The 13,707-nt window shown below is 35.0% G+C and carries 15 protein-coding genes; all 15 read right to left on the bottom strand.

Features of this window, described 5'->3' with window-relative positions; genetic code table 11:
* Positions 1 to 10: 10 nt before the first annotated feature.
* Positions 11 to 1,381 (bottom strand): NADH-quinone oxidoreductase subunit N, encoded by a 1,371-nt coding sequence (locus ACNQGD_RS05505; protein WP_417998582.1) that lies wholly within the window; start codon positions 1,379 to 1,381, stop codon positions 11 to 13.
* A 69-nt stretch (positions 1,382 to 1,450) separates the two neighbouring features.
* Positions 1,451 to 1,819 carry a four helix bundle protein gene (locus tag ACNQGD_RS05500; protein ID WP_417995569.1) on the bottom strand — a complete coding sequence of 123 codons (369 nt, stop codon included), beginning with the start codon at positions 1,817 to 1,819 and terminating at the stop codon, positions 1,451 to 1,453.
* A gap of 58 nt (positions 1,820 to 1,877) precedes the next feature.
* Positions 1,878 to 3,317, bottom strand: coding sequence for a complex I subunit 4 family protein (locus tag ACNQGD_RS05495; protein WP_417998581.1), 1,440 nt, complete (start codon positions 3,315 to 3,317; stop codon positions 1,878 to 1,880).
* Positions 3,318 to 3,326: 9 nt separating this feature from the next.
* Entirely contained in the window at positions 3,327 to 5,210 is a 1,884-nt protein-coding gene (gene nuoL / locus ACNQGD_RS05490; protein ID WP_417998580.1) for an NADH-quinone oxidoreductase subunit L, read from the bottom strand.
* A 6-nt stretch (positions 5,211 to 5,216) separates the two neighbouring features.
* Positions 5,217 to 5,537 (bottom strand): NADH-quinone oxidoreductase subunit NuoK, encoded by a 321-nt coding sequence (nuoK, locus tag ACNQGD_RS05485; protein WP_066079401.1) that lies wholly within the window; start codon positions 5,535 to 5,537, stop codon positions 5,217 to 5,219.
* A 1-nt stretch (position 5,538) separates the two neighbouring features.
* A complete protein-coding gene (locus ACNQGD_RS05480) occupies positions 5,539 to 6,051 on the bottom strand; it encodes an NADH-quinone oxidoreductase subunit J family protein (RefSeq protein ID WP_417992998.1) in 513 nt (170 codons plus the stop codon).
* On the bottom strand, positions 6,051 to 6,596 hold the full coding sequence (locus ACNQGD_RS05475; RefSeq protein WP_417995572.1) for a NuoI/complex I 23 kDa subunit family protein: 546 nt from the start codon (positions 6,594 to 6,596) through the stop codon (positions 6,051 to 6,053). Before ACNQGD_RS05475 ends, ACNQGD_RS05480 begins: the two co-directional genes overlap by 1 nt.
* 131 nt (positions 6,597 to 6,727) lie before the next feature.
* The gene (locus tag ACNQGD_RS05470; RefSeq protein ID WP_417998579.1) at positions 6,728 to 7,246 is read right to left on the bottom strand and encodes an ORF6N domain-containing protein; all 519 of its coding nucleotides are present in this window, start codon (positions 7,244 to 7,246) and stop codon (positions 6,728 to 6,730) included.
* 178 nt (positions 7,247 to 7,424) lie between these two features.
* On the bottom strand, positions 7,425 to 8,477 hold the full coding sequence (gene nuoH / locus ACNQGD_RS05465; protein WP_417998578.1) for an NADH-quinone oxidoreductase subunit NuoH: 1,053 nt from the start codon (positions 8,475 to 8,477) through the stop codon (positions 7,425 to 7,427).
* Entirely contained in the window at positions 8,470 to 9,519 is a 1,050-nt protein-coding gene (locus ACNQGD_RS05460; RefSeq protein ID WP_417998577.1) for an NADH-quinone oxidoreductase subunit G, read from the bottom strand. Before ACNQGD_RS05460 ends, nuoH begins: the two co-directional genes overlap by 8 nt.
* A gap of 56 nt (positions 9,520 to 9,575) precedes the next feature.
* A complete protein-coding gene (locus ACNQGD_RS05455) occupies positions 9,576 to 9,950 on the bottom strand; it encodes a four helix bundle protein (protein WP_417998576.1) in 375 nt (124 codons plus the stop codon).
* 7 nt (positions 9,951 to 9,957) lie between these two features.
* The gene (gene nuoF, locus ACNQGD_RS05450; protein WP_417998575.1) at positions 9,958 to 11,325 is read right to left on the bottom strand and encodes an NADH-quinone oxidoreductase subunit NuoF; all 1,368 of its coding nucleotides are present in this window, start codon (positions 11,323 to 11,325) and stop codon (positions 9,958 to 9,960) included.
* Between the two features lies 1 nt (position 11,326).
* Complete coding sequence (locus ACNQGD_RS05445) at positions 11,327 to 11,857, bottom strand: NADH-quinone oxidoreductase subunit NuoE family protein (protein ID WP_417998574.1); 531 nt, start codon at positions 11,855 to 11,857, stop codon at positions 11,327 to 11,329.
* Between the two features lie 49 nt (positions 11,858 to 11,906).
* Positions 11,907 to 13,145, bottom strand: coding sequence for an NADH-quinone oxidoreductase subunit D (locus tag ACNQGD_RS05440; RefSeq protein ID WP_417998573.1), 1,239 nt, complete (start codon positions 13,143 to 13,145; stop codon positions 11,907 to 11,909).
* Positions 13,146 to 13,182: 37 nt separating this feature from the next.
* Positions 13,183 to 13,704, bottom strand: a complete 522-nt coding sequence (locus ACNQGD_RS05435; protein WP_417998572.1) for an NADH-quinone oxidoreductase subunit C — start codon at positions 13,702 to 13,704, stop codon at positions 13,183 to 13,185.
* Positions 13,705 to 13,707: the final 3 nt, after the last annotated feature.

Here is a 13,707-nt window from a genome sequence, read left to right as displayed (position 1 = left end):
AAGATTTCGTTTATGCCAATAAATCCAACACAAATGAAGGGAACAACCCTAATGCGATATTCAAAACAATCGCTATAACGGCAACGGCGTAAATAATAACTGGAGTTGCTTTTCGTTCTTCGTTTGGTTCTTTCGTATACATCGCTAAAATCAATTTGAAGTAGTATCCTACACTTATAATAGAATTCACCACCGCTACGATTACTAAAGCCAAATAACCTGCCTGAATCGTTTGATTGAACAAAACCAACTTGGCAAAGAATCCGGCAAAAATTGGAATACCAGCCATAGAAAGCAAGGCGGCTGTAAGAATGGCTGCTAACAACGGATTTGTTTTTCCTAAACCATGAAAATTCACGACATCTTCATTATCTCTATTTTTACAAACGTACAAAATCACACTAAAAGCAGCGATTCCGGACAAAGAATACGCTGAGGCATAATACAATAAACTTCCTGCTGATGTAGACAGACTCAATAAAGTCATCAACATAAAACCAGCGTGTGAAATCCCGGAGAAAGCCAACATACGTTTTACATTCGTTTGTCTCAAGGCCATAATATTACCAACGGTCATCGAAGCCATAGCAATCACAACCACAATAGTTTTGAATGATTCAGAAATATCGGCATTCATTACTGATAATAATTTGTACAAAGTCGCCATCGCAACTACTTTGGCTAAAGTACTCATCAATGCCGTTGTCAACGCTGGAGAACCTTCATAAACATCCGGTGCCCAGAAATGAAAAGGTACAGCAGCCACTTTAAACAACATTCCAATTGTTACCAATACAATTCCTATTGGAAACCAAATTGGCAATTCAGCTGATTGTGATAATTCGCTAATTTCAGTAACATCAAAACTTCCCATAGCTCCATAAATCAAACAGATCCCAAAAAGAATTATTCCAGAAGCAAAAGATCCCATTAAGAAATACTTCATTCCTGCTTCGTTACTTTTTAAATTCATACGATCACTTGCTGCAAGAATATATAGGGCAATGGATAATACTTCGATTCCTAAAAAGAACATTGCTAAGTTTCCAAAAGAAACCATCGCTACCGCTCCTGCCAATAAAAATATTTTTATAGCAATAAAATCAGAAATTTTAGATTGATGATTTTCGTAAAAGTTATGTCCTAAAGCCACCAAGAAAATGGTAAGCACAATAAACAAACTAGAAAATGTAGTCGAAAATTTACTGACAACAATCATGTTGTTATAGTAACTCTCCGTTAAATTAAATTCAGATATACTTAAACCCAGCACTCCCAATAATCCAATGATTGTTATTGGAACAATGGCTTTCCTTAAATTAAATATTTCAAATAAAAGGCATAAAACACCTAATCCTATTATAGCTATTAATGTATTCATTTTTTGATTGTTTGATTTAGGATTTACGAATTAGGATTTAAAAACCAACTAATTCTTTATATCTGAAACCTAATTTTTTATATTATTTTTTTCTTTTATTGTTCTTATCCCTGCTGAGAAGATTGCTACCAATTCATCAGCTTCTTTTATTAATTTTTCAAGCTCAACTTTATCACATTCTATTTCTAATCCTTTTATAAACTCCAACCAAAATAAACTTTCATCAGCTTCTTCATCTACTACTTTTAATTTATTTAAAAAATCAGCAGTCGATTTACCTCTACAAACTGCTCTATAATTAGCAGCAACAGATGAAGATGATTTAAAAAGCTGGTATGAAACTACATCGACAGCTTTCGTTTTATTTAACCTCATTAAAAATTTAAAAACATCCAATGCAAATTGCTTCGTCCTATTTTTTAATTGTTCTTTAGTCATGGTTAAATTATTCCTGTTAACTCATCCAACAAAAATCCTAATTCTCAAATCCTAAATCCTAATTTCTATGTATAACTTTAAGAATTTCTTCCAGACTTGGGGTAATCAAATCAGTAATTGGCTTTGGATACATCCCAAAAAAGAATAAAACACCAATTATTAATACCAACGTTATTCCTTCATTGACTGTTACATCAGCAAAAACTTTTGAATTGGTTTCACCCAACATCGCATGTTGAAACATTTTCAACATATAATACGCTCCTAAAATTATGGTTGTTCCTCCTAAAATGGCAAACCAAATATTGATTTGTGAAAGACTGTATAAAACGGTGAATTCTCCAATAAAATTAAAGGTAGTTGGCAAAGCAACAGATGCCAATACCAAAATCAAAAACATCGAAGTGAACTTTGGTGTTTGCGAACGAATACCACCCATTTCTGAAATGGCTCTGGTTTCATATCTTTTAAAGATAATTTCAGCTGCATAAAACAATCCCACAACTACAAATCCGTGTGCAACCATTTGTAAAACCGCACCACGCAATCCGTCTAATGTCAAAGTGTAAGTTCCCGCAGCTATTAATCCAACGTGAGCCAAAGAAGAATATGCTAATAATTTCTTCAAGTCTTTTTGTCTCAAAGCTACAATTGAACCGTAAATTACACCTGCAAGTCCAAGTCCAATAAAAATGTACATGTATTCTTTGGCTGCCAATGGCGCCAATGGCAATTGCCAGCGGATAACACTGTACAATCCCATTTTTAGCATAATACCCGATAAAAGCATCGTTCCTACAGTTGGAGCTTTTTGGTATACATTAGCCTGCCAAGTGTGGAAAGGAATCAATGGAATCTTAATGGCATACGCCAAGAAGAAAGCCAAAAATATCCACAATTGTTCGGTTGCCGATAAATTTAATTTGTATAAATCTTCCAATAAAAGACTACCCGCTTGTTGGTACATATAAACAAAAGCAACCAGCATAAATAATGAACCGGCAAGCGTATAGATAAAGAATTTAACTACCGCTTTTTTGCGTTCTTCTGTGTCTCCGTTACCCCATATTAATGCGATGAAGTAAATTGGAATCAATGATAATTCCCAGAAAATGTAATACAAAAGACCGTCTGATGCTAAGAATGTTCCTGCCATTGCAAACGACATAAACAAGATTAACGCATAAAATGATTTTGAATTTTTATAGTCATTCCCAAAAGAGGAAAATATAATTATTGGAGTCAAAACTGTGGTCAATAAAAGCATCGCCATCGATAATCCGTCCGCTTTTAGAGCAAAAGAAATATTAAGTTGCGTGATCCACTGGTTAATGAAACTGATATTTTCACCTAAATTATAGTGATTTAATAATACAATAGAAGCGCCTGCAGCAGCTAATCCAAAGAACAAAGCCACTTTTGAAGCCAGTTTATCGCCTGCAAGAAACGTTGCAAACGCACCAACCAAAAGTATAATTAATATTAGAGATACATTCATAGTAAAAAATTATTGAGCTAAAAATAAATAAGAAACAATGGCACAAAGCCCTAATACGAAAACAAAAAGATAAAGACCAATGCTTCCATTTTGTATTTTCTTTCCTTGGTAACTTATTTCGTTGGTAACTTTTCCGAATCCAAAAACTAAAGCTGACAAACCAGTTTCCACAGTGTCTATGAAAAAACGAGACAAGAAATTAATCGGTTTAATAAAAATAGCGTCATAAAATTCGTCAACATAATATTTATTGTAAAGCACTTTAGAAAATCCTGTAATGGCAGCATCTTCTGTAGGAACTGTATTTTGTTTGATGTATTTGGCGTAAGCAATACCAATTCCTACTAATCCACCTACAACGGCAATGGCCATCAAGATATATTCAGTAGTGCCTAAATGATGTTCTGCAGTTGCTAATTTTGGTAAAATAGGAGTCAAATAGTTATTCAACCAACTATTTCCTGGCAAACTGATTAACCCACCGATAGTTGCCAAAATTGCTAAAACAATCAAAGGAATGGTAATCAAAGAAGGACTTTCATGCAAATGGTCTTTTTGTTCTGCTGTCCCTCTAAATTCTTGGAAGAACGTTAAAAACATCAAACGGAACATATAGAAAGCAGTCATTATAGAAGCAACCGAAGCCACAACCCATAACGGAATATTATGATGAAACGCCACTAATAAAATTTCATCTTTTGAGAAAAAACCGGAGAATAATGGAACTCCAGAAATCGCCAAAGAAGCAATCAACATCGTTGCAAAAGTAATTGGCATCGCTTTTTTCAAGCCACCCATTTTACGCATATCTTGTTCTCCGTGTAAAGCGTGAATTACAGAACCTGAACCTAAGAACAAACAAGCTTTGAAAAAAGCGTGAGTGATTACGTGGAAAACAGCCACTTCATAAGCGCCTAAACCTAAAGCCAAAAACATTAATCCCAATTGTGAAACAGTGGAATACGCCAAAACTTTTTTGATATCATTTTGAACCAAACCAATGGTGGCAGCAACTAAAGCAGTAACGGCTCCAATTATTGCAATTATCGATTGTACATCCGGAGTCAAATCAAACAAGAAATTCAATCTGGTAATCATAAAAATTCCTGCAGTTACCATCGTAGCGGCGTGAATCAACGCCGAAACTGGTGTCGGTCCTGCCATAGCATCCGGTAACCAAGTATACAATGGAATTTGTGCTGATTTACCACAAGCTCCAATGAATAAAGCGAAAGCAGCAATAGAAAGCCAATACATATTTAGATCGGTTGCACCGGCGATAGCCGTTTTTAAAGTTGCGTAATCTAAAGTGGAGAATAAATTTCCAAGAATGAAAATTCCAACTAGCAATCCTAAATCACCAATACGGTTCATGATGAATGCTTTCTTTGCTGCGTCATTGAACTCTTGGTTTTTGTGCCAAAATCCAATCAACAAATACGAACAAAGACCTACGCCTTCCCAGCCGATGAACATTACTAATAAGTTGCTTCCTATTACCAAGGTTATCATGAAGAATATAAAAAGGTTCAAATAGGCAAAAAACTTGTGCATATTTTCATCATCGTGCATGTAACTGATCGAGTACAAATGAATTAAAGATCCAATTCCGGTTACAAAAAGCAGCCATAAAACTGACAATTGGTCCAATTGAAATCCGAAATCGACTTTAAAAGTACTGATTTCAATCCAATCAAAAAGCGAAATATAAATTCCTTCTGGTTGCGCGGCAATTCCGCCGAAGAAATAAGCAGTCGCAATAAAAGAAACCACAACTGAAAGCGTTCCTATTATTCCTGAAAGGGATTTTCCAAGGCTTTTACCAAAGAAAACATTGATTAAAAATCCTAAAAAAGGAGCGAGAACTAAAACTAAAGCTATATTGGTATTCATTTCCATTTATCCTTTTAAGTTTTTTAAATTATCGATAGTAATTGAACCTAAATTTCTAAAAATAGAAACTAGAATCGCCAATCCTACCGCAACTTCTGCCGCAGCAACAGCCATCGAGAAGAACACAAAAACTTGTCCTTGCGCATCTTGATGATAGGTTGAAAATGCTACAAACAATAAGTTTACTGCATTCAGCATAATTTCAATTGACATAAATACGATTATAGCATTCCGTCTGTATAACACTCCAAAAACGCCAATACAAAAAAGTATTACGCTCAGGAATATATAATTTTCAATACCGATGTGGTTTAAAATATTGTTCATCTTATTTTTGCAATTTTTCTTTTTTAGACAATAACACCGTTCCAATCATAGCGACCAATAGTAATATAGAAGCAAATTCAAACGGAACCATATATTCATTTAGGAGAATCTTACCCAATACTTTTATAGATTGATAATCTTCACCAGTCGAAGTGTATTCTCCAACAATGGGTTTTGAGTTTATAAATATGGTTATCAAAACCAAACAGATCAAACAGAAAGAAACAATTGCACCCAGTCTTGTAATCCTGGGTCTGTAAACCTCCCGTTGCTCATTCAAATTCATAAGCATGATCGTGAATAAAAACAAAATCATAATCGCTCCAGAATACACGATAATGTGAACTATTGCCAAGAATTGTGCGTTTAATAATAGATAATGACCTGCAATCGTAAAGAAACAAATCACTAAATAAATAGCACTGTGTATTGGATTTTTACTGAAAATTGTCAAAAATGCAGTTGACAACGTTATAGCTGATAATACACAAAATATAATAAGTACTGTAGACATTAGTTAGCGTTTTTAAGTTGAGCATTGTTGATTGCGATATCTAAAGGCATGACCAATTTGTCTTTTCCAAAAATAAAATCTTCTCTTTCATAACTAGAAGGAACCAATACTTTAGAAGTCGTCAGGTAAATAGCGTCTTTTGGACAAGCCTCTTCACACAAACCACAGAAAATACAACGCAACATATTGATCTCATATATCGACGCATATTTTTCTTCTCTGTACAAATGTTTTTCATCTGCTCTTCGCTCCTCCGCTTTCATCGTAATGGCTTCAGCAGGACAGGATAGCGCACATAAACCGCAAGCCGTACAGTTTTCACGACCTTGTTCATCCCTTTTCAATTGATGTTGACCTCGGTAAACAGGGCTCCTTTCACGTACTTGCTCCGGATATTGAATCGTTACTTTTCTAGTGAATAAATGCTGAATTGTAATTATCAAACCTTTGACAATCGCAATAAGATACATTCTTTCCCAAAAAGTCATCTCCTTGTTAGAGACCAGCTTTTTTCTTCCCGATAAGGATATACTTTCTATTGACATTTTTTATTTTTATTTGAAGCTTAATCCTGCTATTCGCTATATTTTTTATTTTTTTAAAGAAAAAAATAAAAGGATGCCGCTACTATCAGGGCTAGGGCATTTCGGTATTATTAATGTTTATTTTTTAAATTCTAATTTTTGTAACCAATTTTATTCCTTTCTATTTTATTGTCTTGTTTTTCCATCAATTCATCCAAATAAGTAAAAACCAATTCAATATTTTTATCGTGATTCGTCAACTTCTTTTTTATTTCTTCGATTTCTAATTTTACACTTAGATTGTTGTTTATAAACTCCCGCAAACTTACAAATATCTCTATTATTTTAATGCTCATCTGAGTGGCTCTTTCACTTTTTACAACATTAGACAATTGCAATATTCCATGTTCTGTAAAGGCATGAGGCAATTTTCGAACTCCTCCCCAATTTGAAGTCGCAATTTGCGACTTCAAGATTTCAAATTCACTTTCGGTTAATTGAAACATAAAATGCTCAGGAAATCTCGATGCGTTTCTTTTAACTTGTTCGTTTATTCTTTTGGTTTCAACGTTATAAAGTTCTGCCAAATCTCTGTCTAGCATCACTTTTGCACCTCTAATAAAATAGATCTTATTAGTTATTATTTCGTTCGGTATAATAATCTCATCCATAAAAGATCGCTTATTTAAAATCGACTAATTTTTTAATCCATTTCTGAAGGGGTTGCAAAATGCAACCCCTTATATAACCTTTTTAACTGGCCACAAATTGCATCCGTATTTTTATTTTATCAAGGTGTCGCAAATTGTGGAACCTTAAGTTTTTTCTTATCCCATCTAATCTTAAATCTTAAAATCCTAAATAAGTAGCAATTTCTGCTCTCAAAATTACAATTCCGGTGACTATGATATTAATAATCGCCAATGGGATTAATATCCTCCAACCCAAATGCATCAATTGATCGTATCTGAATCTTGGAATAGTCCAACGAACCCACATATAGAAAAAGATGAATCCACATAACTTGATAAACAAAGCGCCAAATCCTAAAACATTCGCAATATTTACCCCCCAATTTTCAACAACCCAACTCATTCCAGGATAATTATAGCCTCCAAAGAATAAAACTGCTAAAATCGTAGAGGAGATAAACATATTCGCATATTCAGCAAATAAATAAAAACCCATTTTCATCGATGAATATTCCGTATGGTATCCTCCAATAAGTTCTGTTTCGCATTCCGCTAAGTCAAAAGGAGTTCTGTTTGATTCTGCAAAAGCACAAATTAAAAATATAATAAAAGACAACGGTTGGTAAAACACATTCCAATTCATTCCTGCTTGCTGTTCAGAGATCTCTCTTAAACTCAACGTTCCGGTCATCATCAATAATGCAATTATGGACAATCCCATGGCAATTTCATACGATACCATTTGCGAAGCAGCTCTTACGGCACCAATTAATGAGAACTTATTATTAGACGCCCAACCCCCAATCATGATTCCGTATACACCTACTGAAACAACGCCAAAAAAGTATAACAATCCAATATTTAAATCTGTAGCCTGCAATAAAATATCTCTTCCAAACAAATGCAGTCTGTCTCCCCAAGGAATTACGGCACTTGTCATTAAAGCGGTACTCATAGCAATTGCCGGACCTACAAAAAACAAAAATCGGTTCGGAGTGTTTGGCTCAAATTCTTCTTTCGAGAATAATTTTAAACCATCAGCAAGCGGTTGTAACAATCCAAAAGGACCGGCTCTGTTTGGTCCAACACGATCTTGAAGCCAAGCGGCCACTTTACGTTCTGCCCAAGTGGAATACATTGCCATCAACATTGTCAAAGCAAAAACTGCAACAATAATGACACTTTTTTCTATGATAATAGTACTATCCATTATTACCCAAGCTTTTTTGATTAATAATGTCTTCTTCGGTCAATGGAATTTCGGCCATGCTTATTTTCTTGCGGTCTTCTTCTCTACCTAAAAGGATATGATCTTCGGTAGCGATTTCCACTTTTTGTAATTTTCTGTTGTATTTGTTTTGGTTGATCACCGAATCTTTTTCAAATGCTCTCGGTCCTTCAATAGTCCAATCGGCAATATCTTTGTGGTCAAAACGACAACCATTACAAATAAATTCGTCAACTTCATGATACTCATCTTTTCTTCCAGTAACACGTTGGATTTCGTCACCAAACATCCAAACGGTAGTTTTTCCAGAACAAGTAGGGCAATCTCTGTGTGCATCATAAGGTTTACTGAACCAAACTCTAGATTTAAATCGAAACGTTTTGTCTGTTAAAGCACCTACAGGACACACGTCAATCATATTTCCAGAAAACTCATTATCAACCGCTTTTGAGATACAAGTCGAGATATTCGAATGATCGCCTCTATCCATTACTCCATGTACACGATCGTCAGTCAATTGATCCGCTACCATTACACAACGGTAACATAGAATACAACGGTTCATGTGCAATTGAATATTTGGACCTATATTTTCGGGTTCAAAAGTTCTTTTTTCTTCGATAAAACGAGTTTCTGATTTCCCGTGCTCAAAGCTTAAATTTTGCAAATCACATTCTCCTGCTTGATCACAAACCGGACAATCTAGAGGGTGATTAATCAATAAAAACTCCGTTACTGATTTTCTGGCTTCGGTTACTCTTGGCGAAGATTTACTGTTCACTTCCATTCCGTCCATACAACCAGTGACACAAGATGCCATTAATTTAGGCATTGGTCTTGGATCAGCTTCACTTCCTTTGGCAACTTCCACTAAACAACAACGGCATTTTCCACCGCTCCCTTTTAGTTTAGAATAATAGCACATTGCTGGCGGAACAACTTCTCCACCTATCATACGTGCTGCCTGCAGGATTGTTGTTCCTGGTTCTACTTCTATGCTTTGACCGTCTATGGTTACTTTCATGTTTAAAGTCTTAACGTCTTAAAGTCAAATGTCTTAATGCCGAATACATTTCGACTTTATTTCTTTTGACTATCATTTAAATATTTTATAAATCCACTTAATAATTTTGATATATCCGAAACATTTAAATATAATTCATCGAATTCTATCTTTGAAATATAGTTTAAATCTAATGCTAAATATAATTGCGACCTTACTTCGGCAGCTGATGCTTTTGATACATATAAAAAATAAACAAACTCTTTATCTGTATTCCTTTCAAAACCTTCAGCAATATTTGAAGAAATTGAAATTGATGCTCTTCTAATTTGTCTAACGAAATCAAAATCTTTTTTAAAAATTGTATTCTCTGTTATTTCATAAATCCTTTTATTAAATAATCTAGATTTTTGCCAAGAATTAATTTCTTCAAACGATTTAAATTTTCCCATTCTTTCTTTACGTTATGACTTTCGACTTTAAGACATTGAGACTATTAAAAGGTTCAGCAACAAAATGATCTCTATTTTTTATTTTTTCCGGGAAACGAATGTGGTATTCAAACTCGTCTCTAAAGTGACGAATTGCTGCTGCCACTGGCCAAGCTGCTGCATCACCCAATGGACAAATAGTGTTTCCTTCAATTTTGCTTTGAATGCTCAACAGCAAATCAATATCTTCTTCCCGACCGTGACCATTTTCTATTCGGTGCAATACTTTTTCCATCCAGCCTGTTCCTTCACGACAAGGAGAACATTGACCACAACTTTCATGGTGGTAAAAACGAGAGAAATTCCAAGTATTACGAACAATGCAAGACGTATCATTATAAACAATAAATCCACCTGATCCTAACATAGAACCAGTTGCAAATCCACCATCACTTAACGATTCGTATGACATCAAACGATCTTCGCCAGCGGCAGTTTTGTAAATTAAATGAGCAGGTAAAACGGGAACAGAACTTCCTCCCGGTACAAATGCTTTTAAAGGTCTATCCGAACTCATTCCGCCTAAATATTCATCCGAATTCATGAATTCATAAACACTTAAACCCATTTCAATTTCGTAAACCCCTGGGTTTTTGATATGCCCTGAAGCCGAAATTAATTTGGTTCCTGTAGAACGCCCAATACCAATTTTGGCATATTCCGCGCCTGAATTATTAACAATCCAAGGCACTGCGGCGATCGTCTCTACGTTATTTACAACCGTTGGATTTGCCCAAAGTCCTGAAATAGCAGGAAATGGCGGTTTGATGCGAGGATTTCCTCTTTTTCCTTCCAACGATTCAATCAACGCAGTTTCCTCACCACAAATGTAAGCTCCGGCACCACAATGAACATAAAGTTCTAGATCGTATCCTGAACCCAATATATTTTTACCCAAAAATCCAGCAGCTTTTGCTTCGTTAATGGCTCTTTCTAATATTTTATACACCCACATGTATTCTCCACGAATGTAGATATACGAAAGGTTTGCGCCCAAAGCATAACTAGAAGTAATCATTCCTTCAATTAATAAATGAGGAATAAATTCCATCAAATAACGGTCTTTGAAAGTTCCAGGCTCAGATTCATCTGCATTACAAACTAAATGCCTTGGTTTTCCTGATTTTTTATCAATAAAACTCCATTTCATTCCGGCAGGGAAACCCGCTCCACCACGACCACGTAATCCAGAAGTTTTCACTTCTTCGACCACATCATCTGGCGTTAAGGTTTTTAATGCTTTTTCAACAGAAGCGTAACCTCCGTTCTGACGATAAACCTCATAGGTTTTAATTCCCGGAACGTTTATTTTATCTAATAATATTTTTTGTGACATATTATTTATCGTGTAAAACTATTTTATTGTCTTTGCAATCTGCAATTAACTGGTCGATTTTTTCTTCGTTTAAATGTTCTTTGTAAAAATCGCCTAATTGCATCATGGGAGCATAACCACAAGCACCCAAACATTCAACCCCAACTACTGTAAAGTTTCCATCTTCAGTTGTTTCGCCAAGATTAATTCCTAATTTTTCACACGTGTAATCCATTAGATTCTCTGCTCCATTCAAACAACACGGTGAAGTTTGACAAAATTCGAACATGTATTTCCCAATTGGTTTTTGGTTGTACATCGTATAAAACGATACTACTTCGTAAACCTCGATTGGCTTGATTAAAAGAATTTCAGCAACTTTGTCCATTAATTCAATACTCAACCAATTTTCATGAGCATCTTGAACTTCATGTAAAACAGGCAACAAAGCTGATTTTCTTTTGTCTTCAGGATAATGACTTATCAATTCATTGATACGAGTCATCAATGCTGCAGTCATGTTTATTTCTTGTTTGTGATAAGTTCTTTCCATTTTTTTTAAATCTGAAATCTAAAATCGTTAATCAACAATCTGATATCTTTTATGCGTCTAATTCTCCGGCAATAACATTTAAACTTGACAAAATAACAATTGCGTCCGATAATAATGCCCCTTTAATCATTTCTGGATACGCTTGATAGTAAATGAAGCAAGGTCTACGGAAATGCAATCTATACGGTGTTCTGCTTCCGTCAGTAACTAAATAAAAACCTAGTTCTCCATTTCCACCTTCAACAGGATGGTATATCTCGGCAACTGGAACAGGAACTTCACCCATTACAATTTTGAAATGGTAAATCAACGATTCCATACTGGAATAAACATCTTCTTTTGGAGGAAGGTAATAATCTGGAACATCAGCATGAAAGTCATTTCCTTCCGGCATTTTTGCCAATGCCTGACGAATAATGCTCAAACTTTCCCAAACTTCGGCATTACGAACACAAAAACGATCGTACGTATCACCTGATTTTCCAACAGGAATAATAAAATCAAAATCTTCGTAAGAAGAATAGGGTTGCGCCACACGAACATCATAATCAACACCTGCAGCACGCAAATTTGGACCTGTAAATCCGTACGCCATAGCTTGTTCAGCCGTAATAGCACCAACGTTTACCGTTCTGTCAATAAAAATTCTATTTCTTTCGAATAAGTTTTCAAATTCTTTCCAAGCTGCTGGAAATTCTTCTAAAAACACATCTAATTTTCTAAAAGCTTCTGGCGACCAATCTCTTTCGAAACCACCAATTCTTCCCATATTAGTAGTCAAACGAGCACCACAAATTTCTTCGTAGATTTCATAGACTTTTTCTCTAAATTGGAACACATATAAAAATCCGGTATACGCTCCGGTATCCACACCCAGAATTGAATTACAGATGATATGATCCGTGATTCTGGCCAATTCCATTACAATTACTCTTAAATATTGTGCTCTTTTAGGAACTTCAATATCCAATAATTTCTCTAATGTCATCCACCAACCCATATTATTTATAGGCGAGGAACAATAGTTCATTCTATCAGTAAGAGGCGTGATTTGGTAAAAAGGACGGTTTTCAGCGATTTTTTCGAAAGCCCTGTGAATGTAACCAATGGTTGGTTCCGCTTCTAGAATTCTTTCCCCATCCATCAACAAGATATTTTGAAAAATACCGTGTGTAGCTGGGTGAGTAGGTCCTAAATTCAGGATCGAAAGCTCGCTTCCATCCTCGTTTAGTTGTTCTTTTATTCTTTTAGCATAGCGATGCTCTGGTGGTAATAATAGTTCTGACATTTATTTAATGTGAAAAATTATAATAGTTTGTGTGTGTTTAATAATTGTCGGTTGTTCTTCCAAAGAAACGGTCATCTTTATCCGTTCTTCCGCTGTCTTCCATTGGAAATTCTTTTCGCATTGGAAAAGAAATCATTTCATCCATATTCAAAATACGTTTCAATTGCGGATGACCAATAAAATTGATCCCATAAAAATCATACGTTTCTCTTTCCATCCAATTCGAACTCAAGAAAATGTTTGATATTGTTTTTATTTCTGGGTTTTCACCGCTGATATATGCTTTGATTTTAATTCTTTTGTTTTCGTACCAATTGTGCAAATGATACACTACTGCAAATTGATGATCAACATCATTGTCAGGATAGTGAATCCCACACAAGTCTGTTAAAAAATGAAAACGCAATGTTGGGTCATTTTTCAAAAAAAGAATTACCGCTGTAATTTTATCGGCAGCGACTTCAAATGAAAATATATCTTTTTCCTGCTTGAATTCAAAAACAGCCGAATCAAATGTTTCAACTAATTTTTCTTGGATTTGTATCGTTTCTAGCGCCATTAT

It is taken from the genome of Flavobacterium glucosi (assembly GCF_048286535.1).
Classification (GTDB): domain Bacteria; phylum Bacteroidota; class Bacteroidia; order Flavobacteriales; family Flavobacteriaceae; genus Flavobacterium.
This window is presented reverse-complemented; position numbering and strand designations above follow the sequence as displayed.

Coding starts and splice junctions, on each gene's coding strand:
- ACNQGD_RS05505 (WP_417998582.1), bottom strand. CDS start 1,381: ATGAATACATTAATAGCTATAATAGGATTAGGTGTTTTATGCCTTTTA.
- ACNQGD_RS05500 (WP_417995569.1), bottom strand. CDS start 1,819: ATGACTAAAGAACAATTAAAAAATAGGACGAAGCAATTTGCATTGGAT.
- ACNQGD_RS05495 (WP_417998581.1), bottom strand. CDS start 3,317: ATGAATGTATCTCTAATATTAATTATACTTTTGGTTGGTGCGTTTGCA.
- nuoL (WP_417998580.1), bottom strand. CDS start 5,210: ATGAATACCAATATAGCTTTAGTTTTAGTTCTCGCTCCTTTTTTAGGA.
- nuoK (WP_066079401.1), bottom strand. CDS start 5,537: ATGAACAATATTTTAAACCACATCGGTATTGAAAATTATATATTCCTG.
- ACNQGD_RS05480 (WP_417992998.1), bottom strand. CDS start 6,051: ATGTCTACAGTACTTATTATATTTTGTGTATTATCAGCTATAACGTTG.
- ACNQGD_RS05475 (WP_417995572.1), bottom strand. CDS start 6,596: ATGTCAATAGAAAGTATATCCTTATCGGGAAGAAAAAAGCTGGTCTCT.
- ACNQGD_RS05470 (WP_417998579.1), bottom strand. CDS start 7,246: ATGGATGAGATTATTATACCGAACGAAATAATAACTAATAAGATCTAT.
- nuoH (WP_417998578.1), bottom strand. CDS start 8,477: ATGGATAGTACTATTATCATAGAAAAAAGTGTCATTATTGTTGCAGTT.
- ACNQGD_RS05460 (WP_417998577.1), bottom strand. CDS start 9,519: ATGAAAGTAACCATAGACGGTCAAAGCATAGAAGTAGAACCAGGAACA.
- ACNQGD_RS05455 (WP_417998576.1), bottom strand. CDS start 9,950: ATGGGAAAATTTAAATCGTTTGAAGAAATTAATTCTTGGCAAAAATCT.
- nuoF (WP_417998575.1), bottom strand. CDS start 11,325: ATGTCACAAAAAATATTATTAGATAAAATAAACGTTCCGGGAATTAAA.
- ACNQGD_RS05445 (WP_417998574.1), bottom strand. CDS start 11,857: ATGGAAAGAACTTATCACAAACAAGAAATAAACATGACTGCAGCATTG.
- ACNQGD_RS05440 (WP_417998573.1), bottom strand. CDS start 13,145: ATGTCAGAACTATTATTACCACCAGAGCATCGCTATGCTAAAAGAATA.
- ACNQGD_RS05435 (WP_417998572.1), bottom strand. CDS start 13,704: ATGGCGCTAGAAACGATACAAATCCAAGAAAAATTAGTTGAAACATTT.